Origin of the sequence: Amycolatopsis acidiphila (genome assembly GCF_021391495.1) — a bacterium.
Taxonomy (GTDB): domain Bacteria; phylum Actinomycetota; class Actinomycetes; order Mycobacteriales; family Pseudonocardiaceae; genus Amycolatopsis_E; species Amycolatopsis_E acidiphila.
Window position 1 is genome coordinate 1,907,974 of sequence record NZ_CP090063.1, and the last position, 23,885, is coordinate 1,931,858.

Consider the following 23,885-nt stretch of genomic DNA (forward strand, 5'->3'; position numbering starts at 1 on the left):
TCAGCCCGCGGCGGCGATCGGCATCGGCTCGGCCTTCACCCGGCGGTTCCTGCGCTTGCGGGTCGCGCCGGCGGTGAAGTAGCCCATGACGTCCGCGAGGGCGATCGGGTCGTCCAGCTGGGGACAGTGCCCCCAGTCCTCCCGGACCAGCAGGCGGCTGTGCGGCACCAGCGAGTGCAGCCGCCGCCCGGCCGCGGCGCTGACCAGCCGGTCCTTGCCGCAGGCGATCACCAGCAGCGGGACCGCGACGTCGTCGATGTTCTCGTAGGCGGCGGCGAGCTCCTCGACCAGCTGACGCGCCTGCTCGAGCCGTGTCGTGGCCGAGCGGTAGTCGGGGAAGAGGCTGGTGAAGCGGCGTACGTGCTCGGCGGCCGCGATGCCGCGGTCGGCGTACAACAGCCGCGGCACGACGTACTCCGCGACGGTCCGCACCAGGAACCCCGGCACGGGCAGCGGCAGCGACGCCCAGAGCCGCAGCGGGTAGGTGCCGACCGCGCGGACCAGCCACGAGTCGACGAACCCGGGCGCGGCGATCGAGATCACGCCGGCGATCGGGTGCCGTGCGGCGGAAGCGGCGCGCAGGCTCATGGTGCCGCCGAGCGAGTTGCCGGCCAGCACCACCTTGCCGTGCTTCGTCTGCTCCTTGAGCACCGCATCGACGAACCGGTCGAGCTGAGGAAGCATGGGGCCCGTGCGCAGGCCCTCCGCCTGGCCGAAGCCCGGCAGGTCGACCGCGATCGCACAGATTCCCGCCTCGGCGAGCTGATCGAGGACAGGGCGCCAGGTGTCTGCGCTGTCGCAGTAACCGTGCAGGAGGACGAGTCTGGGCGCCCCCTTGACCAACCGCTTCGGGCCGACCTCGAGCACCCGCGTGCGGACACCGGCGTAGCTGCGTTCGCCGACCCGGATACGCTCCGGGCCGGCGGGCAACGACGCCGGCGTCTCTCGCTTTCCCCGCTCCATTGCGGTCATATACCCAGATTAGCGAGTAAATCTCACTTTCCCCCGGTATTCAGTGGATCACAAACGAGTGTCGGCACGGTGTCAGCACCGCGTCTGTGCAGCTCAGAGGTTGAATTTCCGGTGTTAGCGAGTGAAAACGATTTTGCCCGCGGTGTCCCCGGCCAGCATGTCCTCGAACCCCTTCCCCGCGTCGGTCAGCGGCAGCTCGGCGCCGATCTGCGGCTTGATCCCCGCCAGGTCGACGTACTCCAGCAGGCTCTGCAGCTCGTCGCGGGTGCCCATCGTGGAGCCGACGACGCGCAGCTGGAGGAAGAACACGCGCTGCAGGTCGGCGCTCGGGTCGGGGCCGCTGGTCGAGCCCGACACCACCACGACACCGCCGGGCTTGAGCGACTTGAGTGAGTGCCCCCAGGTCGCCTTGCCGACCGTCTCGAACACCGCGTCCACCCGCTCGGGCAGCCGTGCGCCCGACTCGAACGTCTGGTGCGCGCCCAGCTGCTCGGCCAGCGCCCGCTTCTCCTCGCTGCGGCCGGTGACCCACACCCGGAACCCGGCGGCCCGCCCCAGCTGCACCAGGGCGGTGGACACGCCGCCCGAGGCGCCCTGCACCAGCATCGTCTGGCCGGGGCGCAGGCCCGACTTGACGAACAGCATCCGGTACGCGGTCAGCCAGGCGGTGCCCATCGTCGCGGCCTCGCTGAAGGACAGGCCGGCGGGCTTGGGGACGGCGTTGCGGGCGGGCACGACCACCTGGTCGGCGAAGGTGCCCTGGTGCTTCTCGGTGAGCAGGGTGCGCTTGGGGTCCAGCGTGTCGTCGCCCTGCCAGCCGGGCGCGTTGACCACGGAGTGCAGCACGACCTCGGTGCCGTCCTCGAGCACCCCGGCGCCGTCGCAGCCGAGGATCATCGGGAACTGCTCGGCCTTGATGCCCACCCCGCGCAGGGTCCAGAGGTCGTGCATGTTCAGGCTGGCCGCGCGGACGGCCACCTTGACCCAGCCTTCGGGCACTTCGGGCTCGGGACGCTCGCCGACGACGAGTGAGTCGAGCGGGTTGTCGTAGTTGGCTTCTTTGGCATACACGGCGAACATGCCAGCAAACTACCTCGCCCCGCCCGGGCGTACCCTGTGATCCGTGTTCGTCGGACTGGCCAACTGGTGGGACAACGCGGAGCTGTGGCTCGCGCAGTTGTGGTTCCCGCTGCAGTTCGTGCTGGTCATCGCGGTACTCGGGCCGCTGTGCCTCGGGGTGGCGTGGCTGATCGACCGGATCGTGGACCGGGTGGCGGCCTGGTTGCGGCCGTCCCGTGACGAGGACTGTCCACCTCGGTCTTAAGGTAGCGCGGGTGTCTAGCAGAAGGCGGATCACCGTTGCCCTGGTCGGGCTGCTCGTGCTCGTCCTCGGCGGCTGGCTGGTCAAGGATCTCGGCAGCGGCGTCGACTCCGGGATGCAGACGAAGGCGCTGTCCGCGCTGCCGGCCGAGGCGAGCCAGACCTGGCGGCTGATCCAGCGGGGTGGCCCGTTCCCGTATCCGCGCAACGACGGTGTCGTGTACGAGAACCGGGAGAAGGTCCTGCCGCAGAAGCAGACCGGTTACTACCATGAGTACACCGTGCCCACGCCGGGCAGCGCGGACCGCGGTCCCAGACGCCTCATCACCGGCGGGTCACAGGAGTTGTACTACACAGGTGACCACTACGTCTCCTTCGTCCTCGTCGATCCCACCAAATAGCAAGTTGAAGGCCATGGAGCACACCAGTATCAAGACCATCAGGGACCACGCGCGCGCCCGCGGCGCCTACTCGCACGTGATGGCGGACCGTCCGGTGGACAAGCTGTCCACATTGGATGCCATCGCGGCGGCCCTGTCGTTCCCGGAGTGGTTCGGCCGGAACCTCGACGCCCTCTACGACTGTCTCACCGACCTGTCCTGGCTGCCCAGCGGCGAGCACGTGCTCATCTGGTCCGGCTCGGACGCGTTGAAGGCGGCGGATCCGAGGGCGTACCTGGCGATCCGCAGCGTGCTCTCGGACGCCGAGCGCGCGCTCGCGCCGGGCGGCGACCGGGCCGACAGCCGCCGCCTGACGCTCGCGCTCTCCGACGACTGAGCTCAGTCGGCCGGCACCCAGTTCGGCTTGCGCTTCTGGGCGAAGGCGACGATGCCCTCCTGCCCTTCTTCACTGGCGAAGAAGCGGGCGGAGAGGGCGTTCATCGCGCTGAACCCGGCCGAGGGCGTGGGCGGCTTCGGGCTCGCCAGCAGCTCCTTGGTCGCGGCCAGCGCGTTCGGGCCGCCGAGGGCGAGGGCGCGGACGTAGCGGCTGACCTCGTCGTCGAGTTTCTCGGCGTCCACCGCCGCGGTGATGAGGCCGATGTCGGCGGCGCGGCCGGCGTCGAACACCTCGCCGGTGAGGAACAGCTCCTGCGCGGCGCGCGGTGCGATGCGCGGGAGCACGACGAGCGAGATGACGGCAGGCACCACGCCGATGCGGACCTCGGAGAACGCGAAGGTGGCCTCCTTGACCGCGACGGCGATGTCGCACGCGGCGACCATGCCGACGCCACCGGCGCGTGCGGGCCCGGCCAGCCGCGCCACGACGGGCTTCGGGCTGTTCCAGAGCTGCTCGAGGATCTCGGGGAACTCGTTGACTCCCTGGTCGCCGGCGCCCGCCCCGCGGGCCTCCTTCAGGTCCATGCCCGCGCAGAAGACCGGCCCGGTGTGGGTGAGCACGATGACGCGCACGGCTTCGTCGTCACGCGCCTTGGCGAGGCACGCGCGCAGCTCGCGGCGCAACTGGGCGGACAGGGCGTTGCGATTGTGCGGCGAGTCCAAGGTGATCGTCGCGGCGCCACTCGTCACCGCGTAGTGGACCAGTTCGTCAGCCATGGCAACACCTTGCCACAAGGCGCGGTCGTGGCTGAGCCCCGCGGTCAGGGCCGCAGGCGTGCCAAATCCAGTTCGAGGTGACAGGCGACGAGCGACAGCGGCTCGTCCAGATCCACGATCCAGTAGTAGGGGATGCCGGCATCGGCGTACTCGCCGTGCTTCACCACGGTGTCCATCCGATGCGAGCCGGGCGAGACGATCTCGACGACGATCAGCACGTCGGCCGCTTTGATCAGGCCTCCGGTCCGTTCGGCCCGCTCGAGGCCTTCGCGAGTGACGACGATCAGGTCAGCGCGGCGGGAGAACCAATTCCAGGGATGCGATGTTGTGCACGGGTCGGGGGCTCGGCGACATCAACAGGCGGCCTTCCTGAAGCTCGGTGTAACCCGGCTCGGTCTCGCCGAGCGCCGCGTACTCCGCGACCGTCAGCAGATGGGGTTCGCCATCGACCTGAGGCTGTGGAAGCGCAGGCACAACTTCTCCTTACGTCGCCGTCACTATCGCAAGGCCCGCTACCAGCCAAAACCGCGGTCTCGCACGTCTGTCCGCGGTTATCATCGCTCAGTTCTGCCGCGGCAGCAGCTCCGTCACGAAGGCGTCCAGGAACTCGCTGAACGGCTGGGGGCCGCGGTGGTACACGACGAACTTCGTCAGCCCCGCCTCGATGTACGCGTCCAGCAGGCGGTGCAGGTCGGGCCAGCTGGCGGCCAGGATCGAGGCCGGGTCGGCGTCCGGGCGGCGGGCGCGCGCCGCGGCGGCCAGTTCCGGGGTGATGCCGCCGTCGGCGAGGAGCAGGCTCATCCCGTAGTGGTCCGGCTCGATCTCACGCCCCGCCTCCGCCGCCGCGGACTCGATCGCCTCGCGGGCGGCGAGCGCGTCGGCAGGGGGGAGGAAGCTGCCGAGCCAGCCGTCGCCGTAACGGCCGATGCGGCGGAACGCCGCCGGCGCCGAACCGCCCAGCCAGATGTCCAGTGGCGAGGCCGGCCGCGGCCCGACGCGCACCCCGTCGAGCTTGAAGAACTCGCCCGCGAAGTCCACGCTTTCCCGCGACAGCACCGAACGCAGCAGCCGCAGCGACTCGTCGAACACGTCCGCGCGGCGGCCGTCGGGCACCTCGAACAGGTCCCGCTCCGACCGGCGCGCGGGCCGCAGGCCGAACACCGGCAGCACCCGCTTCGGCGTCAGCGCCGCCAGCGACGCGAGCTGCTTGGCCACCAGCACCGGATGCCGCCCCGGCAGCACCGCCACCGACGTGCCGACCTTGAGCCGGGTCGTGCGTGCGAGCGCGTGCGCCATCCCGATGAACGGGTCCACCCCGTCGGAATACACGTGCTCCGACAACCACAGCGAGTCGATCCCGGCCGCTTCGAGCCGGTCGACGATTCCCCTCAGCTCGGCGGGGGAGGTCTCCGCGCCAAGGCCAACGCCGATGCGGATCTTCATACCGCCCACGGTACGCGGGTTCAGGCGGCGCGAGCGAGTGTCGAGTGGTAGCGCTCGAGCACCAGTTCGGCGATCCGCTGGTCCGGGGCGAGGGAATCCGCCAGCGCCACCGTGGGTTCCGCCGTGCGCGCCAGGTGCGCGATCCGGTCCGGGAGCAGGCCGGGCGCCAGGAACCACGACGCCACCGCGAAGCGCCGGGCGCCGCGCGCACGCAGCTTCGCCATCGCCGCGGGCACGTCGGGCTTCGTCGCGCTCGCGAACGCGGCGGTGACGAGCATCGGATAACGCCTGTGCCACCGCCGGGCCAGCTCGGTGACCGCCGCGTTCGCCGGCGCCTGCGAGGACCCGACCGCGGCCAGCACGACGCCCAGCTCCGGGTCCGCCGGATCCGCGCCGGCCTCGCGAAGCCGGTCGAGCGCGATGTCCTCCAGCACCGGATCGGCGCCGAGCACGTCCGCAATGGACACGCGCAGCCGCGGTACCTCGAGGACGAGCGCGGGCAGGTCGACCCGGGCGTGGTAGGCGCGGCCGAGCAGCAGCGGCACCACCACTGCTTCGCGGTGCCCCTCGGCGTACAAAGAGCGCAGCACGTCGGTCAGCAGCGGCTCGGACAGGTCCAAAAAAGACACGCGCGCGTCCAGACCCGAGACCAGGGCACGGATCGTCGCGGCGGACCGGGGATCCCGGCTGCCGTGTGCGACCACTACGAGCGGGGCGCCCGTCACGGCGTCCCCGCCAGCCCGCGGGTGCGCAGCACCGAGCGCTCCAGCGGCCGGAACACCAGCAGCTCGATGCCCACGCCCACCAGCAGGATCAGCACGATCGCGGAGATCACCGTCGGCATGTCCGACAGCGTGCGCCCGTCGTCGAGGTACGCGCCGAGACCCTTGCCCAGCAACGGCGAGGTGGCGATGATCTCCGCCGCCATCAGCGACCGCCAGGAGAACGCCCAGCCCTGCTTGAGCCCGGCCAGGTAGCCGGGGAGCGCGGCCGGCAGCAGGATGTGCCACGACGCCTTCAGCCGTCCCGCGCCCATGACCTGGCCGACCCGCGGCAGGATCGGCGGGATCTGGTCGATCCCGGCCACCAGCCCGTTCGCGATGGACGGCACGCTGCCCAGCAGCAGCACGGCGTACATCGCCGTCGGGGTGACGCCGAACCACAGCACCGCGGCCGGCACCCAGGCCACCGACGGCAGGCTCTGCAGCCCCGACAGGAACGGCCCGATCGCCGACCGGACCACCCGCACCTTCGCCACCAGCAGGCCCAGCGGCGTGGCGATCACGATCGCGACGAGGAACCCGAGTACCGCGCGGTGCACCGACGTCCAGATGAACCCGAGCGCCTGGGCGTCGGAGATCTTGGACCACAGCTCGTCCCACACCGCGATCGGCGCGGGCAGCTGGTACTCGGGCCAGAACGCGGCGGCCCACAACCCCTGCCAGACGGCGATGACGACCACGAGGAACGCGACCGGCGGCAGCACCGCCCACAGGAACCGCCGGGCGCGGCTGCGCCCGGCGTCCTGTGGTGGCGGTGTGTTCAGCGCGTCGAGGCCTGCCTCGACAGCCGCGTCGAGGTCGTCAAGCCGTGGCATGACTGGAGATCACCTCACGCAGGCGCTGGTTGACGACGTCGACGGTCTCGGCTTCCTCCGCGCCGGAGAGGTCGCCGACCTGCCACTGCTGCACGACCCGCCCCGGGCGTGACGACAGCAGCACGACCCGCTGGCCCAGGCGCACGGCCTCCCGCACGTCGTGGGTCACGAACACGACCGCCGCGCCGGTCGAGCGCCACACCCGCAGCAGCTCGGCCTGCAGTACGTCGCGGGTGATCGCGTCGAGCGCGGAGAACGGCTCGTCCATCAGCAGCAGGGAAGGGACATCGGACGAACCGCCGGTGTGCAGTGCCGAGGCGAGCGCCCGCGCGAGCGCGACGCGCTGGCGCATCCCGCCGGACAGCTCGTGTGGCCGCTTGCCACCGACACCGCCGAGCCGGACCAGGTCCAGCAGCTCGATGGTGCGGCTCTTGCGGGCCGCACGCGGCACTCCGGCCAGCCGCAGCGGCAGCTCCACGTTGGCGGACGCGGTGAGCCACGGCATCAGCGCGGCCTCCTGGAACATCACCGCCGGGCGCGAGCTGTTGAGCTCCAGCTCGCCCGTCGTCGGCCGGTCCAGGCCCGCGATGATGTTCAGCAGCGTCGTCTTGCCGCAGCCCGACGCGCCCAGGAGGCAGACGAACTCGCCCGGCGCGACGTCGAGGTCGACCCCCGCGAGCGCGGGCACGCTGTGCGCGCCCTGCCCGAACGTCTTGTGCACTCCGGCCAGGCGCACGGCACTGTCCGTCGCGGGCCGCACGGCCGAGCCGTCCAAAGTGGCGGTCATCGGATTCGCCTGCCTTCCTGGGTGGAGGTCATTTCTGGTCGAGTCCCGCGGCGCTCACGGTCGGCTTGCCGGCCTCGGTGAGCACGGCGTTGAGCGGGGTGAGGTCGAAGAACCCGTTGAGCTTGGCCGCGCTCTTCGCGATCCCGGCCGTCACCTGGTCCTGTGCCAGCTGCGGGAAGCGCGAGGCGAGCGGGTCGGTGGTCAGCGTGATGTCGGCGAACGCCCGGTCGAGCACCGGCTGCGTGAGGGCCGAGCCGCTCAGGGACTTCAGCTGGCGGTTCACCGCGGCCTTGGCCTCGTTCGGGTCGCCCGACGCCAGGTTGTTCGCGTCGAGGACCGCCTTGAGCACCGCCTGCACGGTCTGCGGGTGCTCGGTGAGGAACTGCGTGCGCACCACGAGGACGGTGGTGGGGAACTGTCCGTCGGGCCAGAGGCTCTTCTCGTCCACCAGCACCTTGGCCCCGGCGTCGGCCACCAGCCGCGAGGACCACGGCTCGGGCAGCCACGCGCCGGCGATCGCGCCCTTGCGGAACTGGTCGAGGGTGACCGCGTTGTCCTCGCTCTGCACGTTGACCCCGGTGAGCTTCTGGTCCGAGATCCACTTCTTGAGCGAGACGTCCTGGGTGTTGCCGGCCTGCGGGTCGGCGACGATCTTGCCCTGCAGGTCCTGCGGGGTGTTGATCTCCGGCTTCACCACGAGCTGGGCGCCGCCGGAGGTCGCGCCGGAGATCAGCCGCACGGCGTCGCCGTCGGACTTGGCGAACGCGTTGATCGCCGGGCCCGAGCCGATGAACCCGATGTCGAGCGAGCCGCCGAGCAACGCCGAGACCTCGTCCGGGCCCGCGTTGAACTTGGTCGGGGTGAGCTTGGTGCCGGCGCCCAGCTCCTGGGTGAAGTACCCCTTGTCCAGCCCGATCAGCGCGGAGGCGTGCGTGACGTTGGGGAAGTAGCCCAGCCGCACCTCGGTGGCGGGGGTGCCACCGGTCGTGGCGGCGGCGGAGGAGCTGTCGCTCCGGTCGGCCCGCGAACACCCGGCCACCGCAGCCATCAACGACAGTGTCACAGCCAGCACTCGGGTACTGCGTCGCACAGTTCTCACGGACGGACCTTTCGGGTTTTCGTTGTCAGGGACCGGGGGAGACCACGTCGCGGTCGGCGCGCAGCACCGGCAGCGGTGCGCCGACCAGACCCGCGGCGAGGGTGGCGCCGTCGCCCGCGTCGATCACCAGGAACGAGCCGGTGCGGCGGTTGACGGCGTAGTCGTCGACGGGCAGCGGCTCCGCGGTGCGGATGCGGACCTGCCCGATCTCGTTGAGCTCCAGCGAGCCAGGCGCGTCCACAGTGGACAGCTTTTGCTCGTCGAAGCGGGACGACAGCTCCTCGACGAAGGCCTGGACCGTGCGGGTGCCGTGCTTGACCAGCACCCGTGCCCCTGCCTTGAGCGGCTTCTCCGACAGCCACGCCACGGTCGCGGCGAGCTCGTCGGTCGGCACCGGCGCGTCGGCCGCGGCCGAGATGACGTCCCCACGGGAGATGTCGAAGTCGTCGGCCAGCAGCAGCGTGACCGAAACGCCCGCGGCCGCCTCGTCCAGCACGCCGTCGGCGGTGTCGATGCGCTCGACCGTGGTGCGCAGCCCGGCGGGCAGCACCACGACCTGGTCGCCGCGACGGACCGTGCCCGCCGCGACCTGGCCCGCGTAGCCGCGGTAGTCGGGATACTCGGGCGTGCGCGGGCGGATCACGTACTGCACCGGGAACCGGAACGCCGCGTCGTGCGGGTCCGGGGCGGCGGGCACGTTCTCCAGGTGATCGAGCAGCGTCGGGCCCTCGTACCACGGTGTCCTGTCCGAGCGGTCCACCACGTTGTCGCCCACGAGCGCGGACACCGGGATCGACAGCACCGAGCCCGGCGCATAGCCGAGGGAGGTGGCGTGGTCGGTGAACTCCTTGGCGATGACCGCGAAGGTCTCCTCGTCGTAGTCGACGAGGTCGATCTTGTTCACCGCGAGCACCAGGCGCGGCACGCCCAGCAGCGCGAGCACGGCCGCGTGCCTGCGGGTCTGCTCGATCACGCCCTTGCGCGCGTCCACCAGCAGGATCGCCAGCTGCGAGGTGGAGGCGCCGGTGACGGTGTTGCGGGTGTACTGCACATGGCCGGGGGTGTCGGCGAGCACGAAGGACCGCTTCGGGGTGGCGAAGTAGCGGTACGCCACGTCGATCGTGATGCCCTGCTCGCGCTCCGAGCGCAGCCCGTCGACGAGCAGCGAAAGGTCCGGAGTGGACAGTCCGCGGTCGACGCTCGCGCGGGTGACCGCGTCGAGCTGGTCGGCCAGCACGGACTTGGTGTCGTACAGCAGCCTGCCGACGAGGGTGGACTTCCCGTCGTCCACGCTCCCCGCGGTGGCAAGGCGAAGCAGTGAACTCATCAGAAGTAGCCCTCTCGCTTGCGGTCCTCCATGGCGGCCTCGGACAACCGGTCGTCGGCGCGCGTCGCGCCGCGTTCGGTGAGCCTGCTCGCCAGCACCTCCGCGATGACGTCCTGCACCGTGCCGGCGTCCGACTCCACCGCGCCCGTGCACGAGCCGTCGCCGACGGTCCGGTAGCGCACGGTCAGGTCCTTGACCTCTTCGCCGTCACGCGGGCCGCCCCACGGACCCTCGGTGAGCCACATCCCGTCGCGCCGGTAGACCTTGCGCCGGTGCGCGTAGTAGATCGAGGGCAGCTCGACGTTTTCGCGCGCGATGTAGTTCCACACGTCGGCTTCGGTCCAGTTCGACAGCGGGAACACCCGCACATGTTCCCCCGGACGGTGCCTGCCGTTGTACAGGTTCCACAGTTCGGGACGCTGGCGGCGCGGGTCCCACTGGCCGAACGCGTTGCGCAGGCTGAAGATCCGCTCCTTGGCGCGGGCACGCTCCTCGTCGCGGCGGCCGCCGCCGAAGACCGCGTCGAACTTGTGCTCGGTGATGGTGTCCAGCAGCGGCTGCGTCTGCAGCGGGTTGCGGGTGCCGTCGGGGCGTTCGGCCAGGCGGCCGTCGTCGATCCAGTCCTGCACGTTCGCCACGATCAGGCGCAGGCCGTGCTTCTCGACGACCTGGTCGCGGAAGGCGATCACCTCGTCGAAGTTGTGCCCGGTGTCCACGTGCAGCAGCGGGAACGGCACCGGTGCCGGCCAGAACGCCTTGATCGCGAGGTGCAGCAGCAGGGTCGAGTCCTTGCCGCCGGAGAACAGGATCACCGGCCGGTCGAACTCGCCCGCCACCTCGCGGAAGATGTGGATGGCCTCGGACTCCAGCGCCGCCAGGTTGTCGGTGGCGGCGTCGGTTGCGGGGATCTCCAGCGTTGTCATCGGTTCCTCTCAGCCGTGCAAACCGCACTCGGTCTTGGACTGGCCGGCCCAGCGGCCGCTGCGGGGGTCGGCGCCCGGGCTGACCTTCGCCGTGCAGGGGGCGCAGCCGATCGACGGGTAACCCGCCGACACCAGCGGGTTCTCCAGGATCCCGTGCGAGTCGATGTAGGCGCGGAACTCCTCGTCGGTCCACGGCGCGATCGGGTTGATCTTCACCAGCCCGTTGCGCTCGTCCCAGGTGATGATCGGGGTGTTCGCGCGGGTCGGTGCGTCCACCCGGCGCACGCCGGTGACCCACGCCGAGTACTTCGCCAGCGTGTTGCGCAGCGGCACCACCTTGCGCAGGTGGCAGCACTGGTTCGGGTCGCGCTCGTGCAGCTTCGGCCCGTACTGCGCGTCCTGCTCCGCGACCGACTGCTCGGCCTGCGCGTTGACGATCCGCACGTGCGGGTACACCGTCGCGACGGCGTCCCTGGTGCCGATGGTCTCGGCGAAGTGGTAACCGGTCTCCAGGAACAGGACGTCCACATCGGACTTGGCCTGGGTGGCCAGGTCGATCAGCACCGCGTCCTGCATGTTCGAGGCAACGATGAAGTCGTCACCGAAAGTTCCCACGGTCCAGTCCAGCGCTTCGCGAGCGGTGGCGTCCGCGAGTTCCACCGATGCCTTGTCCGCCAACGCTTTCAGCTCTTCCTTGGCGGTGACCGCGGTCATTTCGCTCCCTCCGGTAGCCGGATTCCCAGGAAATTCACAGTGAAGACGCGCCGGCAGGCGCCGCACAGCCAGCCCCTGTCCTCCTCGGTGGGACGCAGGTCCTCGTCACCGCAGAACGGGCAGTAGTACGGGGTCGCGCGCTCGCTCATCGGAGATCGCCCTCGTCGGCGCGCGCCACCCACTGGGCGAACCGCTCGCCCTCGGCGCGCTGCGCGTGGTAGTTGCGCACGATCCGCTCGACGTAGCCGATCAGCTCGTCGGCGGTCACCTTGTGCCCGCGCAGCTTGCGGCCGAACCCGGCGTCCAGGCCCAGCCCGCCGCCAAGGTGCACCTGGAAGCCCTCGACCTGGTTGCCCTCGTCGTCGGTGACGATCTGGCCCTTGAGCCCGATGTCGGCCGTCTGGATCCGGGCGCAGGAGTTGGGGCAGCCGTTGATGTGCACGCTGACCGGGTTGTCCAGGTCCGCCTGGATGTCGGCCAGCCGCTCCTCGAGCGCGGTCACCACCTCCCGGGCGCGCGCCTTGGTCTCCACGATCGCGAGCTTGCAGAACTCGATACCGGTGCAGGCCATCACGCCGCGGCGCCACGGGCTCGGCTCGGTCGGCAGGCCCAGCTCGGCCAGCTCCGTCTGCAGGCCCGCGACCTCGGCCTCGGGCACGTCGAGCACGACGAGCTTCTGCAGCGGGGTCAGCCGCACGCGGTTCGACCCGGCGCGCTCGGCCGCCTTGGCGGTGGCGATCAGCAGCGAGCCGGAGACGCGGCCCGCGACCGGCGCGGCGCCGACGTAGAAGTTTCCGTCCTTCTGCCGGTGCACGCCCACGTGGTCGCGCTGCACCTGCGGCACCTCGGGCGCCGGCCCGTCGACCAGCTTGCGGTCGAGGTACTCGTCCTCGAGAACCTGCCGGAACTTCTCGGCGCCCCAGTCCTTGACCAGGAACTTGATCCGCGCGCGCGAACGCAGTCGCCGGTAGCCGTAGTCGCGGAACACGGAGATGACCCCGGCCCACACCTCGGGCACCTCGTCCCGGGACACCCAGGCGCCCAGCCGCTGCCCGATCATCGGGTTCGTCGAGAGGCCGCCGCCGACCCACACGTCGAAGCCCGGGCCGTGCTCGGGGTGCTCCACGCCGACGAACGCGACGTCGTGGATCTCGTGCGCGACGTCCTGCAGGCCCGACACCGCGGTCTTGAACTTGCGCGGCAGGTTGGCGTACTCGGGCTTGCCGAGGTAGCGGCGCTTGATCTCGTCGATCGCCGGGGTGCCGTCGATGACCTCGTCGTCGGCGATCCCGGCCAACGGCGAGCCGAGGATGACGCGGGGGCTGTCGCCGCAGGCGGTCATCGTGGTCAGCCCGGCGCCCTCCAGCTTCTCCCAGATCGTGGGCATGTCCTCGATCCGGATCCAGTGGTACTGGACGTTCTGCCGGTCGGTGATGTCCGCGGTGTCGCGGGCGTAGGTCTGCGAGATCTCGCCGATCACGGCCAGCTGCTCGGTGGTCAGATCGCCGCCGTCGATGCGCACCCGCAGCATGAAGTACTCGTCGTCGAGCTCCTCCGGCTCGAGGGTGGCGGTGCGCCCGCCGTCGATCCCGGGCTTGCGCTGGGTGTAGAGGCCGTACCAGCGGAAGCGCCCGCGCAGGTCACCCGGGTCGATCGAGTCGAACCCGCCGTGGGCGTAGACGTTCTCGATGCGCGCGCGGACGTTGAGCGGGTGGTCGTCCTTCTTCGAGCGCTCGTTGGGGTTGAGCGGCTCGCGATAGCCGAGCGCCCACTGGCCCTCGCCGCGCCGCTGCTTGACACGCGCCGTGCGGGTGGGGGAAGTTTCGCGCGTCGGCGAAGCCATGAGGATTCCTCCGGGTCATCGGAGGCGTCGGCGCACAGCGGTCCCCTGAGGTCGAGGCGGGGGAGAAGTCCGCGGCGCCCGACGCCCGCTGTCCATCGATCGTGGTGGTTGCGGCGTCAGTGAGACGTGCGGCACAGTGCGCTCGCGACGCGCCGGAGGTCGACGTGGCGACGAGCCACGAGGAGCACACCGGCAGGAGTCACGTCACCAGCGTGCCACGGGCCCAGATGGTGGTCCAGCCACGTCCGCATCCTGGGACCAGCATCACGCCTCTTGACATGAGGGACACTGGAGGGGTGTTCGGCGTCTATGTCCATGTGCCCTTCTGCGCCACAAGGTGCGGCTACTGCGATTTCAACACCTACACGGCCGGGGAGCTCGGCTCGGCCGCGTCGCCCGCCTCGTGGCTGGAGGGGCTGAAGCGCGAGCTCGACCTCGGGGTCCGGCAGCTCGGCCCGCGCCCGGCCGAGACCGTGTTCGTCGGCGGCGGGACGCCGTCGATGCTCGGGGCCGATGGGCTGGCCGCCGTGCTGGACGCCGTCCGGGGCAGCTTCGGGCTCGCGCCGGACGCCGAGGTGACCACCGAGTCGAACCCGGAGTCGACCTCGCCCGAGTTCTTCGCCGGGATCCGCGCGGCGGGCTACAACCGGGTGTCGCTGGGCATGCAGTCCGCCGCGCGGCACGTGCTGAAGGTCCTCGACCGCGTGCACACGCCGGGCCGGCCGGTCGAGGCGGCGAAGGAGGCGCGCGCGGCGGGCTTCGAGCACGTGAACCTCGACGTCATCTACGGCACGCCCGGCGAGCGCGTCGAGGACCTGCAGGCCTCGCTGGACGCGGTGCTCACCGCCGGGGTCGACCACCTCTCGGCGTACTCGCTGATCGTCGAGGACGGCACGGCGCTCGCCCGGCGGGTGCGGCGCGGCGAGCTGCCCATGCCCGACGAGGACGTGCTCGCCGAGTACTACGAGCTGATCGACGCGAAGCTGTCCGCGGCCGGGCTGACCTGGTACGAGGTGTCGAACTGGGCGGCGTCGGAGGACGCGCGGTGCCGGCACAACCTGGGCTACTGGCGTGGCGGGGACTGGTGGGGCGCCGGGCCAGGGGCGCACAGCCACGCCGGCGGCGTGCGGTGGTGGAACGTCAAGCACCCGGCGAAGTACGCGTCACTGCTCGCGGAGGGCAAGTCGCCCGAGGCCGGGCGCGAGGTGCTGACCGAGGACGACCGGCATCTGGAACGGGTCATGCTCGAGCTGCGCCTGGCCGAGGGCCTGCCCCTGGACGCACTCGACGGCGACGGCCTGCGTGAGTCGTCGGCGGCGGCGGCGGAGGGGCTGCTGGACGCCGGGTGGCTACGTGAGGGGCGCGCGGTGCTGACCGACCGCGGCCGCCTGCTCGCGGACGCCGTGGTGCGCCGGCTGGCCGCCTGAGAAAATTTCTCCCGCGAACTGTAACCGCCTGGTGGGGTCGCGGCATCTCCAGGGTGTGCACTTCGAGGACTTCCCCCGGGAACAGCTACCCGGGCTGGTGCGGTTCGCGGCCGTCCTGACCGGGGACCGCGACCTCGCGCAGGACCTGGTGCAGGACGCGCACCGACCGTCCGGACCTGTACCTGCGCAAGATGGTCGTGAACGGCTACCTGTCGTGGCGGCGGCGCTGGTACCAGCGCACGGTCCAGTCTGCCCCGGACATCACCCGTCTCCGTGAGCCGCGCGTACCCGGCCCGTCGGCGCGCATCGCCGACCACGCCCAGCTCGCCGGGCTGCTGGCCGGGCTGAGCCGCGGCCAGCAGGCCGCGATCGTGCTGCGGTTCTACGAGGACCGCGACGACGACGAGATCGCCGAAGTGCTCGGCTGCGCGGTCGGGACCGTGCGCAGTCACATCTCGCGGGGCCTGTCGCCCCTGCACATCCGGCGGCGCTGGCCGGTGCCGTCACGGCGGTCGTCGTGACGACGGTCGGCCTCGGCCTGGGCGCCGCGGCGTTGCGTCAGCCGGACCGAGCACCGGACCTCCCGGTCGCCGCGTCGGTCGCGACCACGGTCGCCGCCCCGGAGCTGTCTTTCTCCCTCGCGGATTCGGGGTACCGGCTGACGTACTGGTCCGTCGGCGTGCACGAGACGAGCGCGCAGTACTCCGGCCCGGGGGGAGCGGTCGGTGTCACAGCGACCGACACGGACCCGGAGCTGGGGACCACCAGCGCGGCGACCTCGGCGACGCTGCACGGCGACCTGGTCGCCGTCCGGGAGCTCGGCGGCGGGAAGCGGCAGGTGTCCTGGCACGCCGCACCCGGGCACTGGCTGGTGGTCCAGTCGGCGCCGCTCGACCAGGACGGGCTGCTGCAGCTGGCCGGGGAGGTCCGGTAGACGCCGACCGCCGTGCAGGGCGCGATCCGGTCACTGCGGGCGCCGCAGGAGCTCACGCTGAACTCGTGGACCAGGACGTCCGACGACGAGAGCGTGGTGCTCTGCCGTGACGGCCGCGGGGTGGACGGCCAGTGCGTGACGGCCACGCTGCTCCCGGCCGGCAGCCCGCAGCGCGTCGACAGCGCGACGAGCCGGCCGACCGCGGCCGGGCCGCCCGACACGCCCGCGGTGGCACGGCGCATCGACGACCGCTTCCAGGTCGTGGTGGAGGCCCAGAGCGCCGACGAGAACGTGCTCGAGGCCATCGCGGCGTCCGCCGTCGTGAACTGAGGCTCAGCTCCAGATCGTCACGTACACCGGCGGGCGGAACCGCGACGGCGGCACACCGGCGCCCGGGGAGCGCATGACCTGCATCGCCGCCGGGGTGGTCAGGAAGTGCTGCAGCGCGGCCGCCGCGCTGGAGAGGCGGTCGCGCGGCAGGGTGGTCAGGTACCAGCACATCGTGGCCGGGGTGCCGGGCACCGGAACGACGGTCAGCTCGCCGCGGCGCAGCTGCGGCGCGACGAGATGCTCGATGGCGACCGACACCCCGTTGCCGCTCGCCGCGGCGGACCAGGCCGCCGTCTGGTTGGGGAACACGCTGATCTCCGGGTCCGCCACGCCGAGCCGGTTCAGCAGCTGAGCCGTCTCGCTGTCGGGGTCGGCTCCCGACGGGTCGACCAGCCAGGGCCACTTCGCGGGACTGCCGCGGTGGCGGGCTCTCGGCGACGCGACCGCGACGAGCGAGCACCGGAAGATCGGGGTGCTGTCCAGGCCGCCGTCCAGCTGAGGTCCCAGCGCGGCGTCGGCGAGGCGGCTGCCGAGCAGGACCGGCATCTCGGCCGTGCGGGCGAGCCCGGCCGACGCGTCGACCGGCAGACCCGAGCGCACGCCGAACGCCTCCAGCAACGGGTTCGCCACGAACTCCGCCAGCGTGCTGGTCACCGCCACCTGCAGCCGTTCGGCCATCCCGTTGGCCTCCCGCACCGCCGCGTCGGCGTCCGCGCCGAGCGCGACCATCTGCGAGGCGATGGGCAGCAGCCGGCTGCCGCCCGGCGTGAGCGTCATCCCGCCGCCCGTACGCACGATCAGCTTGTCGCCGTGATGGCTGCGCAGCGCCGCGAGTGCCTGCGACACGGCCGGCTCGCTGACACCCATCGCCCGCGCGGCGTCGGTGACCGAGCCGAGGCGGGCGACCAGGACGAAGGCACTGAGCTGACCGAGGGTCACGCCGCCGGAGTCTAGGCCCGCGGTGGGCAGTTGATCTGCCCTCATAATGGAACCCTTATCCGGTCGTTGCGCAACTACGCCGTCAACGGAACCCTGCTGCTCATGCAGGTACCCGCCCAGTTCCAGTACGAGAAGGCGACCAGCGTCGAACACGCGCTGGGTCTGCTCGGCAAATACGGTCCGGAAAGCAGGGTCGTGGCCGGTGGCCACAGCCTGATCCCGATGATGAAGCTGCGGCTGGCCCAGCCGCAGGCCCTGATCGACATCAACGAAGTCGAGGAGCTGACCCGGATCAGCGTCGAGGAGCACATGCTGCGGATCGGCGCGATGGTCCGGCACGCCGAACTGCTGTCCTCGGCGGTCGCCGGTGAGCATTTCCCGATCTTCCACGACGCCGAGAAACTGATTGCCGACCCGGTCGTCCGGAATCGGGGCACCATAGGCGGTTCGCTGTGCCAGGCCGACCCGTCCGAAGACCTTTCCGCCGTTTTCGCGGCCATTCGCGGTGAAGCGGTGATCCAGGGTGGCGAAGGACAACGTGTCGTGCCGATCCGTGAGTTCTTCACCGGCCCGTACGAGACGGTGGTCGCCGACGGCGAGCTGCTGGTCGCCGTGCGCGTGCCGATCCGGTCCTCGGCGTCGGCGTACCAGAAGGTCGAGCGGCGCGCGGGGGACTGGGCGGTCGCCGCCGCGGGCGCGGAACTGCGGCTCGACGGCGACACCGTGGCCGAGGCCGGGATCGGACTGACCGCGGTGGGCGCGGCGAACTTCCACGTGCCCGAGGCGGAGGAGTTCCTCGTCGGCGGTCCGGCGACGGCCGAGCGGTTCGCCCGCGCGGGCGAAATCGCCGCCGAGCACTGCCAACCGGTGGCGGACCAGCGCGGCCCGGTCGACTACAAGCGGCACCTCGCCGCGACCCTCACCGCTCGCGCGCTCGGCGCGGCACTCGCACGCTGGCACGGCCGGCATCAGGAGGCGTGAGCATGGAGATCAACGTGACCGTGAACGGCACGGTGTACCAGCGTGAGGTGGAGCCCCGGCTCCTGCTCGTGCACTTCCTGCGCGACGAGCTGCGGCTGACCGGCACGCACTGGGGGTGCGACACGTCGAACTGCGGCACCTGCGTGGTGTGGCTGGACGAGGTGCCGGTGAAGTCCTGCACGGTGCTCGCGGTGATGGCCGACGGGCACCGCGTGCGCACCGTCGAGGGGCTGGCCGACGGCGCCGGGCTCGACCCGGTGCAGGAGGGCTTCCGGCAGTGCCACGGCCTGCAGTGCGGGTTCTGCACGCCGGGCATGATGATGACCGCGCGCTGGTTGCTGGACAACAATCCGGATCCGTCCGAAGAGGACATTCGTGAGGCGGTCTCCGGGCAGCTGTGCCGCTGCACCGGCTACGAGAACATCGTCCGCTCGGTCCGCTGGGCGGCCGAGCACGAAGCGGCGCAGGAGGAGGTGCAGGCATGACCACCACCGAAGAGACACCGATGGGCTTCGGCCGGATGCACCGCAAGGAGGACGCGCGGTTCCTGCGTGGTCGCGGCAACTACGTCGACGACGTCACGCTGCCCGGCATGGTGCACGGCGCGGTTCTCCGCAGCCCCTACGCGCACGCGAAGATCGTCTCGATCGACACCAGTGCCGCCGAGGCGCACCCGAAGGTGCTGGCGGTCATCACGGGCGAGACGCTCGCGGGCCTCAACCTCGCCTGGATGCCGACGCTGTCCGGTGACGTGCAGGCCGTGCTGGCCACCGACAAGGTCCGCTTCCAGGGCCAGGAAGTCGCGTTCGTCGTCGCCGAGGACCGGTACTCCGCAAGGGATGCGCTCGAACTCATCGACGTCGACTACGAGGCGCTCGCCCCGGTGGTGGACGCGCGCAAGGCGCTCGACCCCGGCGCACCGGTCGTCCGCGACGACCTCGAAGGCCGCACGGACAACCACATCTTCGACTGGGAGACCGGCGACAAGGCCCGCACGGACGAGGTGTTCGCCGCCGCCGAGGTGATCGCGTCGCAGGACATGCTCTACCCGCGCGTGCACCCCGCGCCGATGGAGACCTGCGGTTCGGTCGCGGACATGGACCCGGTCACCGGCAAGCTCACGATCTGGACCACGACACAGGCCCCGCACGCGCACCGCACGTTGTACGCGCTCGTCGCCGGCCTGCCCGAGCACAAGATCCGGGTGGTCTCCCCGGACATCGGCGGCGGCTTCGGCAACAAGGTCGGCATCTACCCGGGGTACGTGTGCTCGATCGTCGGCTCGATCCTCACCGGCAAGCCGGTGAAGTGGGTGGAGGACCGCTCGGAGAACCTGATGAGCACGTCCTTCGCCCGCGACTACCACATGCACGGCGAGATCGCGGCCACCAAGGACGGCCGGATCCTCGCGATCAAGGTCAAGGTGCTCGCCGACCACGGCGCGTTCAACGGCACCGCACAGCCGACCAAGTACCCGGCCGGGTTCTTCGGCGTGTTCACCGGTTCCTACGACATCGAGGCCGCGCACGCCGAGGTCACCGGTGTCTACACGAACAAGGCGCCGGGCGGGGTCGCCTACGCGTGCTCGTTCCGGATCACCGAGGCGGTGTACCTGGTCGAGCGGCTGATCGACGTGCTGGCCCTCGACCTGGGGATGGACCCGGCCGAGCTGCGGATGCGGAACCTGCTGCAGCCCGACCAGTTCCCGTACCAGAGCAAGACGGGCTGGGAGTACGACTCGGGCGACTACCCGCGGACGCTGCGGCTGGCGCTCGAGATGGCCGGCTACGACGAGCTGCGGGCCGAGCAGGCGAGGCGGCGCGAGTCCGGCGGCCAGGATCTGATGGGCATCGGCCTCGCCTTCTTCACCGAGGCCGTCGGCGCCGGGCCGCGCAAGCACATGGACATCCTGGGCCTCGGCATGGCCGACAGCGCGGAGCTGCGCGTGCACCCGACCGGCAAGGCCGTGCTGCGGTTGTCGGTGCAGAGCCAGGGGCAGGGGCACGAGACGACGTTCGCGCAGATCGTCGCCGAGGAGCTGGGCATCTCGCCGGACGACATCGACGTGGTGCACGGCGACACCGACCAGACCCCGTTCGGGCTCGGCACCTACGGCTCCCGCTCCACGCCGGTCTCCGGCGCGGCCACCGCCGTCGTGGCGCGGAAGGTCCGGGAGCGCGCGAAGATCGTCGCCTCGGCGATGCTCGAGGTGAGCACCGACGACCTGGAGTGGGAGAAGGGCCGCTGGTTCGTCAAGGGCGACCCGGAGGCCGGCAAGTCCATTCAGGACATCGCGATGGCCGCGCACTCCAACCTGGAACTGCCCGACGGTGTGGAGGGGCACCTGGACGCGACGTGCGTCTACAACCCGCCGAACCTGACCTACCCGTTCGGCGCCTACATCTGCGTGGTCGACGTCGACGCGGGCACCGGACAGGTGAAGGTGCGCCGGTTCATCGCGGTCGACGACTGCGGGGTGCGGATCAACCCGATGATCGTCGAGGGCCAGGTGCACGGCGGTCTCGCCGACGGCGTCGGGATGGCGCTGATGCAGGGCATGGCGTTCGACGAGGACGGCAACCACCTCGGCGGGTCCTTCATGGACTATCTGCTGCCGACCTCGATGGAGTGCCCGTCGTGGGAGCTGGGCGAGACGGTCACCCCGTCGCCGCACCATCCCATCGGTGCCAAGGGCGTGGGCGAGTCCGCCACCGTCGGGTCCCCGGCGGCCGTGGTCAACGCGGTGCTCGACGCGCTCAAGCCGTTCGGCGTGCGGCACGCGGACATGCCGCTCACCCCGGCCGCGGTCTGGTGTGCGCTGCAGGGCAGGCCGATCCGCACGGACCTGGCGATCACCTGATGTCCAGACCGGAACTGCTCGCGCAGGCGGACTCGCTGCGGGCCCGCCGGCGACCGTTCGTGCTCGCCACGGTCGTCCGCGTGCAGCGGCCGACCAGCGCCAAGCCCGGCGACTGCGCGCTGGTGCTGCCCGACGGGACGATCGAGGGGTTCGTCGGCGGCGACTGCGCGGAGTCCACCGTGCGGCTGCAGGGGATCCGGCTGCTCGGCACCGGGCGCTCGACCCTGCTGCGGATCACGCCGGAGGCCCGTTCGGACGAAAAGGTGGAGGACGGGGTGGTGACCGTGGGCAACCCGTGCCTGTCCGGCGGCACACTGGAGATCTTCCTCGAGGCCCAGCTGCCACCGGCGCTCGTCGTGGTACACGGCGACGCGCCGGTGGCGCGGGCGTTGGTGTCGGTCGGTGCTGCCCTCGGCTACGACGTGCGCACGGACCCGTCGGTGCCGGAGGACGCCGACGCCGTGCTCGTCGCCTCGCACGGCCGGGACGAGGAAGCGGTGCTGCGGGCCGCGGTGGCGGCGGGCGTGGGCTACGTGGGCCTGATCGCCAGCCGTCGCCGCGGCGCGGCGGTGCTGGAGGCGCTCGAGCTCGACGCGGATTTCGTGCACACCCCGGCCGGGCTGGACATCGGCGCGCGCACCCCCGGGGAGATCGCGGTCTCGGTCTACGCCGAGATGATCGCCACCCGGCGGCGGCCGCCGTCCCCGGAGACCCTGCCCGAGCCCGCCGAGGCGCCGGACCCGGTGTGCGGGATGAGCGTGGCGGTCACCCGCGAGTCGCTGCAACTGCCGTACGAAGGCCGGACGTACTACTTCTGCGGGCCCGGGTGCCGGCAGGCGTTCGCCGAAGAACCCGCCAGGTACGGCGCCGATGGGTGAGACCGTGCCGGAGCTGGCCGCAGACCTCGAAGCGGCGGGGTACCTCACCGACGAGGCGCTGGCGACCGCGCTGTTCCTCGCCGTGCGGATGCCCCAGCCCATCCTGCTCGAAGGCGAGCCGGGCGTCGGCAAGACCGAGGCCGCGAAAGCGCTTGCGCGGGCGCTGGACACCCGGCTCATCCGGCTGCAGTGCTACGAGGGACTGTCCTCGGCGGACGCGTTGTACGAGTGGAACTACCCGCGGCAGTTGCTGGGCATCCGGCTCGCCGAGGCCCGGGGCGACGCACTGTCCGAAGCGGACCTGTTCGGCGAGGACTACCTGCTGGCAAGGCCCCTGCTGGCGGCGATCGAGCATCCGGGGCCGCGCCCGGCGGTGCTGCTCATCGACGAGGTCGACCGGGCCGACGACGAGTTCGAGGCGTTCCTGCTCGAACTGCTCGCCGAGGCGACGGTGACGATCCCGGAGCTGGGCACCCGGCATGCCGCCGTGCCGCCGATCGCGGTGCTGACCTCGAACCGGACCCGCGAGCTGCACGACGCGCTCAAGCGGCGTTGCCTGTACCAGTGGATCGCGCATCCGGACCCGGATCGCGTGGCCGCGATCATCCGGCTGCGGGTGCCGGGCGTCGCCGGCTGGCTGGCCGAGCGGGTCGCGGGCTCCGTGCAGCGGCTGCGCGGTTTCGACCTGTACAAGCCGCCCGGTGTCGCGGAGGCGATCAACTGGGCCTCGGCGCTGCACGTGCTCGGGGTCGAGACGCTGGACGGGACCGCCGTCCGGCACACGATGAGCACCGTCGTGAAGTACGAGGAGGACAGCGCGGTCGTCGAGTCGGCCGGGAGCTGGTGGTGACCGACCTGGCCGTGCTCGCCGCACGGTTCGGTGCGGCGCTGCGGGCCCAGGGCGTGGCCGTCGGCGCCGACCGGTCGGCGCGGTTCGCGCAGGCGATCCTGCTCGTGCGCCCGCGGACGCCGGCCGAGCTCTACCGGTGCGCGCTCGCCACGCTGGTGTCCACACCGGACGAAATAGAAGTGCTCGAACGGGTCTTCGCCGCGGTGTTCGGCACCGACGGCGACCCGGCCGACTTCCGCGGCGACCGGCCGAACGAGGCGGTGGTGGCGGGGGAGGACCGCCAGGTGAGCGCGGGCACGGCGAAGGACGGGCGCGAACGCGAGGTCGAGATCCCGGCAGCCGGCAGCGCGACGGAGCGGCTCGCGGCGCGCGACTTCGCCGATCTCGACCCCGGCGAGCTGGCCCTGTTGCGGGATCTCATGCGGCGGTTCCGGATCGCGACCCCGCTGCGCCGGTCGCGGCGCAAACGGGCCGCGCCCGGAGGCCGGCGGGTCGACATGCGCGAGACCCTGCGCGGTGCGCGCCGCAGTGGTGGCGAGCCGGTCGTGCTGCGCCGCTGGGTGCCGCGCGAGAAGCCGCGGAAACTGGTGGTGCTGTGCGACATCTCCGGCTCGATGGAGGCGCATGCCCGCGCGATGCTGCAACTGCTGGTGTGCGCGAACCTCGGGGCGCGGGCGGAGGTGTTCACGTTCGCCACCCGGCTGACGCGGCTGACCAGGGCGCTCGCCGGCTCCCCGGCGAAGGCCATGCGGCAGGCGGGGGAGGAGGCGCCGGATTGGTCGGGTGGGACGAGGATCGGCGCCGCGCTCAAGGAGTTCCTCGACTCCTACGGCGCACGCGGGATGGCGCGCGGCGCGGTCGTGGTGATCATCTCCGACGGCTGGGAGACCGGCGGGACCGACAAGCTCGCCGGGCAGATGGCCCGGCTGTCCCGGCTCGCGCATCGCGTGGTGTGGGTCAACCCGCGCACCGCCAAGCCGGGGTACCGGCCCCTCGTGGGCGGGATGGCGGCGGTGTGGCCCTACTGCGGCGCGGTCGTCAGCGCGCACCGCCTGGACGCGCTCGACGCGTTGCTCGCGGCCGTGGGGTAGGGGCAACCCCACCACGG

The 23,885-nt window shown here is 71.5% G+C and carries 30 protein-coding genes; 13 read left to right on the top strand and 17 right to left on the bottom strand.

The genetic code is table 11. The features are described 5' to 3' along the window. Together LWP59_RS09305 and LWP59_RS09310 are read right to left on the bottom strand one after the other, a co-directional pair. A complete protein-coding gene (locus LWP59_RS09305; RefSeq protein WP_144642056.1) occupies positions 1–972 on the bottom strand; it encodes an alpha/beta hydrolase in 972 nt (323 codons plus the stop codon). Positions 973–1,086: 114 nt separating this feature from the next. Beyond that, positions 1,087–2,052: a quinone oxidoreductase family protein gene (locus LWP59_RS09310; protein WP_144642055.1), complete on the bottom strand. Its 966-nt coding sequence runs from the start codon at positions 2,050–2,052 to the stop codon at positions 1,087–1,089. A 43-nt stretch (positions 2,053–2,095) separates the two neighbouring features. On the opposite strand from LWP59_RS09310, the gene LWP59_RS09315 reads away from it, so the two are divergent. From LWP59_RS09315 to LWP59_RS09325, 3 genes are read left to right on the top strand one after another with little or no spacing between them, the layout of a single operon-like run. Then, positions 2,096–2,296 carry a hypothetical protein gene (locus LWP59_RS09315; RefSeq protein ID WP_144642054.1) on the top strand — a complete coding sequence of 67 codons (201 nt, stop codon included), beginning with the start codon at positions 2,096–2,098 and terminating at the stop codon, positions 2,294–2,296. Between the two features lie 10 nt (positions 2,297–2,306). After that, on the top strand, positions 2,307–2,693 hold the full coding sequence (locus tag LWP59_RS09320) for a ribonuclease domain-containing protein (RefSeq protein ID WP_144642053.1): 387 nt from the start codon (positions 2,307–2,309) through the stop codon (positions 2,691–2,693). A gap of 13 nt (positions 2,694–2,706) precedes the next feature. Then, positions 2,707–3,069, top strand: a complete 363-nt coding sequence (locus LWP59_RS09325; RefSeq protein WP_144642052.1) for a barstar family protein — start codon at positions 2,707–2,709, stop codon at positions 3,067–3,069. A gap of 2 nt (positions 3,070–3,071) precedes the next feature. Here the strand turns inward: LWP59_RS09325 and LWP59_RS09330 are convergent, their stop codons facing one another. The 14 genes from LWP59_RS09330 to LWP59_RS40910 form a co-directional block, all read right to left on the bottom strand. Further along, entirely contained in the window at positions 3,072–3,845 is a 774-nt protein-coding gene (locus LWP59_RS09330) for an enoyl-CoA hydratase family protein (protein WP_144642051.1), read from the bottom strand. Between the two features lie 44 nt (positions 3,846–3,889). After that, positions 3,890–4,132, bottom strand: a complete 243-nt coding sequence (locus tag LWP59_RS40640) for a Uma2 family endonuclease (protein WP_326489615.1) — start codon at positions 4,130–4,132, stop codon at positions 3,890–3,892. A gap of 1 nt (position 4,133) precedes the next feature. Next, entirely contained in the window at positions 4,134–4,319 is a 186-nt protein-coding gene (locus LWP59_RS40645) for a hypothetical protein (protein WP_308431684.1), read from the bottom strand. Between the two features lie 87 nt (positions 4,320–4,406). Next, positions 4,407–5,288: a TIGR03854 family LLM class F420-dependent oxidoreductase gene (locus LWP59_RS09340; RefSeq protein WP_144642050.1), complete on the bottom strand. Its 882-nt coding sequence runs from the start codon at positions 5,286–5,288 to the stop codon at positions 4,407–4,409. 20 nt (positions 5,289–5,308) lie between these two features. Beyond that, positions 5,309–6,013, bottom strand: a complete 705-nt coding sequence (locus LWP59_RS09345; RefSeq protein WP_144642049.1) for a sirohydrochlorin chelatase — start codon at positions 6,011–6,013, stop codon at positions 5,309–5,311. Beyond that, positions 6,010–6,885: an ABC transporter permease gene (locus LWP59_RS09350; RefSeq protein WP_144642048.1), complete on the bottom strand. Its 876-nt coding sequence runs from the start codon at positions 6,883–6,885 to the stop codon at positions 6,010–6,012. Before LWP59_RS09350 ends, LWP59_RS09345 begins: the two co-directional genes overlap by 4 nt. Next, positions 6,872–7,672, bottom strand: a complete 801-nt coding sequence (locus LWP59_RS09355) for an ABC transporter ATP-binding protein (protein ID WP_144642047.1) — start codon at positions 7,670–7,672, stop codon at positions 6,872–6,874. The genes LWP59_RS09350 and LWP59_RS09355 overlap by 14 nt, the downstream gene beginning before the upstream one ends. A 28-nt stretch (positions 7,673–7,700) precedes the next feature. Next, positions 7,701–8,720, bottom strand: coding sequence for an ABC transporter substrate-binding protein (locus LWP59_RS09360; protein ID WP_144642046.1), 1,020 nt, complete (start codon positions 8,718–8,720; stop codon positions 7,701–7,703). A gap of 76 nt (positions 8,721–8,796) precedes the next feature. Next, a complete protein-coding gene (locus LWP59_RS09365) occupies positions 8,797–10,098 on the bottom strand; it encodes a sulfate adenylyltransferase subunit 1 (protein WP_144642045.1) in 1,302 nt (433 codons plus the stop codon). Further along, positions 10,098–11,021 (bottom strand): sulfate adenylyltransferase subunit CysD, encoded by a 924-nt coding sequence (gene cysD, locus LWP59_RS09370; RefSeq protein WP_144642044.1) that lies wholly within the window; start codon positions 11,019–11,021, stop codon positions 10,098–10,100. The genes LWP59_RS09365 and cysD overlap by 1 nt, the downstream gene beginning before the upstream one ends. A 9-nt stretch (positions 11,022–11,030) precedes the next feature. After that, positions 11,031–11,735 carry a phosphoadenylyl-sulfate reductase gene (locus LWP59_RS09375; RefSeq protein ID WP_144642043.1) on the bottom strand — a complete coding sequence of 235 codons (705 nt, stop codon included), beginning with the start codon at positions 11,733–11,735 and terminating at the stop codon, positions 11,031–11,033. Further along, positions 11,732–11,884, bottom strand: coding sequence for an Insertion element protein (locus LWP59_RS09380; protein ID WP_144642042.1), 153 nt, complete (start codon positions 11,882–11,884; stop codon positions 11,732–11,734). The genes LWP59_RS09375 and LWP59_RS09380 overlap by 4 nt, the downstream gene beginning before the upstream one ends. Then, a complete protein-coding gene (locus LWP59_RS09385; protein WP_144642041.1) occupies positions 11,881–13,578 on the bottom strand; it encodes a nitrite/sulfite reductase in 1,698 nt (565 codons plus the stop codon). Before LWP59_RS09385 ends, LWP59_RS09380 begins: the two co-directional genes overlap by 4 nt. A 116-nt stretch (positions 13,579–13,694) precedes the next feature. Continuing rightward, positions 13,695–13,895 carry a putative leader peptide gene (locus LWP59_RS40910; RefSeq protein WP_407653056.1) on the bottom strand — a complete coding sequence of 67 codons (201 nt, stop codon included), beginning with the start codon at positions 13,893–13,895 and terminating at the stop codon, positions 13,695–13,697. Between LWP59_RS40910 and hemW the strand changes: the two genes are divergently transcribed. From hemW to LWP59_RS09405, 4 genes are all read left to right on the top strand, one after another. Further along, positions 13,857–15,005 carry a radical SAM family heme chaperone HemW gene (gene hemW / locus LWP59_RS09390; RefSeq protein WP_229857289.1) on the top strand — a complete coding sequence of 383 codons (1,149 nt, stop codon included), beginning with the start codon at positions 13,857–13,859 and terminating at the stop codon, positions 15,003–15,005. The genes LWP59_RS40910 and hemW overlap by 39 nt on opposite strands. A 191-nt stretch (positions 15,006–15,196) precedes the next feature. Continuing rightward, positions 15,197–15,526, top strand: a complete 330-nt coding sequence (locus tag LWP59_RS09395) for a sigma factor-like helix-turn-helix DNA-binding protein (protein WP_229857288.1) — start codon at positions 15,197–15,199, stop codon at positions 15,524–15,526. After that, on the top strand, positions 15,523–15,939 hold the full coding sequence (locus tag LWP59_RS09400; RefSeq protein WP_144642039.1) for a hypothetical protein: 417 nt from the start codon (positions 15,523–15,525) through the stop codon (positions 15,937–15,939). The genes LWP59_RS09395 and LWP59_RS09400 overlap by 4 nt, the downstream gene beginning before the upstream one ends. A gap of 12 nt (positions 15,940–15,951) precedes the next feature. Further along, on the top strand, positions 15,952–16,269 hold the full coding sequence (locus tag LWP59_RS09405) for a hypothetical protein (protein ID WP_144642038.1): 318 nt from the start codon (positions 15,952–15,954) through the stop codon (positions 16,267–16,269). A gap of 3 nt (positions 16,270–16,272) precedes the next feature. On the opposite strand, the gene LWP59_RS09410 is transcribed toward LWP59_RS09405, so the two are convergent. Further along, complete coding sequence (locus tag LWP59_RS09410; protein ID WP_144642037.1) at positions 16,273–17,208, bottom strand: LysR family transcriptional regulator; 936 nt, start codon at positions 17,206–17,208, stop codon at positions 16,273–16,275. A 102-nt stretch (positions 17,209–17,310) separates the two neighbouring features. Between LWP59_RS09410 and LWP59_RS09415 the strand changes: the two genes are divergently transcribed. The 6 genes from LWP59_RS09415 to LWP59_RS09440 are packed head-to-tail and all read left to right on the top strand — an operon-like array spanning position 17,311 to position 23,868. Continuing rightward, positions 17,311–18,189: an FAD binding domain-containing protein gene (locus LWP59_RS09415; RefSeq protein ID WP_144642066.1), complete on the top strand. Its 879-nt coding sequence runs from the start codon at positions 17,311–17,313 to the stop codon at positions 18,187–18,189. A 2-nt stretch (positions 18,190–18,191) separates the two neighbouring features. Further along, positions 18,192–18,674 (top strand): (2Fe-2S)-binding protein, encoded by a 483-nt coding sequence (locus LWP59_RS09420; RefSeq protein ID WP_144642036.1) that lies wholly within the window; start codon positions 18,192–18,194, stop codon positions 18,672–18,674. Next, positions 18,671–21,049, top strand: a complete 2,379-nt coding sequence (locus tag LWP59_RS09425; protein WP_144642035.1) for an aerobic carbon-monoxide dehydrogenase large subunit — start codon at positions 18,671–18,673, stop codon at positions 21,047–21,049. The genes LWP59_RS09420 and LWP59_RS09425 overlap by 4 nt, the downstream gene beginning before the upstream one ends. After that, entirely contained in the window at positions 21,049–21,927 is an 879-nt protein-coding gene (locus LWP59_RS09430; RefSeq protein WP_144642034.1) for an XdhC family protein, read from the top strand. Before LWP59_RS09425 ends, LWP59_RS09430 begins: the two co-directional genes overlap by 1 nt. Continuing rightward, the gene (locus LWP59_RS09435) at positions 21,920–22,777 is read left to right on the top strand and encodes an AAA family ATPase (protein WP_144642033.1); all 858 of its coding nucleotides are present in this window, start codon (positions 21,920–21,922) and stop codon (positions 22,775–22,777) included. Before LWP59_RS09430 ends, LWP59_RS09435 begins: the two co-directional genes overlap by 8 nt. Continuing rightward, positions 22,774–23,868: a vWA domain-containing protein gene (locus tag LWP59_RS09440; protein WP_144642032.1), complete on the top strand. Its 1,095-nt coding sequence runs from the start codon at positions 22,774–22,776 to the stop codon at positions 23,866–23,868. Before LWP59_RS09435 ends, LWP59_RS09440 begins: the two co-directional genes overlap by 4 nt. The last annotated feature ends 17 nt before the right edge of the window (positions 23,869–23,885 follow it).

Coding starts and splice junctions, on each gene's coding strand:
- LWP59_RS09305 (WP_144642056.1), bottom strand. CDS start 972: ATGACCGCAATGGAGCGGGGAAAGCGAGAGACGCCGGCGTCGTTGCCC.
- LWP59_RS09310 (WP_144642055.1), bottom strand. CDS start 2,052: ATGTTCGCCGTGTATGCCAAAGAAGCCAACTACGACAACCCGCTCGAC.
- LWP59_RS09325 (WP_144642052.1), top strand. CDS start 2,707: ATGGAGCACACCAGTATCAAGACCATCAGGGACCACGCGCGCGCCCGC.
- LWP59_RS09330 (WP_144642051.1), bottom strand. CDS start 3,845: ATGGCTGACGAACTGGTCCACTACGCGGTGACGAGTGGCGCCGCGACG.
- LWP59_RS09340 (WP_144642050.1), bottom strand. CDS start 5,288: ATGAAGATCCGCATCGGCGTTGGCCTTGGCGCGGAGACCTCCCCCGCC.
- LWP59_RS09350 (WP_144642048.1), bottom strand. CDS start 6,885: ATGCCACGGCTTGACGACCTCGACGCGGCTGTCGAGGCAGGCCTCGAC.
- LWP59_RS09355 (WP_144642047.1), bottom strand. CDS start 7,672: ATGACCGCCACTTTGGACGGCTCGGCCGTGCGGCCCGCGACGGACAGT.
- LWP59_RS09360 (WP_144642046.1), bottom strand. CDS start 8,720: ATGGCTGCGGTGGCCGGGTGTTCGCGGGCCGACCGGAGCGACAGCTCC.
- LWP59_RS09365 (WP_144642045.1), bottom strand. CDS start 10,098: ATGAGTTCACTGCTTCGCCTTGCCACCGCGGGGAGCGTGGACGACGGG.
- cysD (WP_144642044.1), bottom strand. CDS start 11,021: ATGACAACGCTGGAGATCCCCGCAACCGACGCCGCCACCGACAACCTG.
- LWP59_RS09375 (WP_144642043.1), bottom strand. CDS start 11,735: ATGACCGCGGTCACCGCCAAGGAAGAGCTGAAAGCGTTGGCGGACAAG.
- LWP59_RS09380 (WP_144642042.1), bottom strand. CDS start 11,884: ATGAGCGAGCGCGCGACCCCGTACTACTGCCCGTTCTGCGGTGACGAG.
- LWP59_RS09385 (WP_144642041.1), bottom strand. CDS start 13,578: ATGGCTTCGCCGACGCGCGAAACTTCCCCCACCCGCACGGCGCGTGTC.
- hemW (WP_229857289.1), top strand. CDS start 13,857: ATGAGGGACACTGGAGGGGTGTTCGGCGTCTATGTCCATGTGCCCTTC.
- LWP59_RS40910 (WP_407653056.1), bottom strand. CDS start 13,895: ATGGACATAGACGCCGAACACCCCTCCAGTGTCCCTCATGTCAAGAGG.
- LWP59_RS09395 (WP_229857288.1), top strand. CDS start 15,197: ATGGTCGTGAACGGCTACCTGTCGTGGCGGCGGCGCTGGTACCAGCGC.
- LWP59_RS09415 (WP_144642066.1), top strand. CDS start 17,311: ATGCAGGTACCCGCCCAGTTCCAGTACGAGAAGGCGACCAGCGTCGAA.
- LWP59_RS09420 (WP_144642036.1), top strand. CDS start 18,192: ATGGAGATCAACGTGACCGTGAACGGCACGGTGTACCAGCGTGAGGTG.
- LWP59_RS09425 (WP_144642035.1), top strand. CDS start 18,671: ATGACCACCACCGAAGAGACACCGATGGGCTTCGGCCGGATGCACCGC.
- LWP59_RS09430 (WP_144642034.1), top strand. CDS start 21,049: ATGTCCAGACCGGAACTGCTCGCGCAGGCGGACTCGCTGCGGGCCCGC.
- LWP59_RS09435 (WP_144642033.1), top strand. CDS start 21,920: ATGGGTGAGACCGTGCCGGAGCTGGCCGCAGACCTCGAAGCGGCGGGG.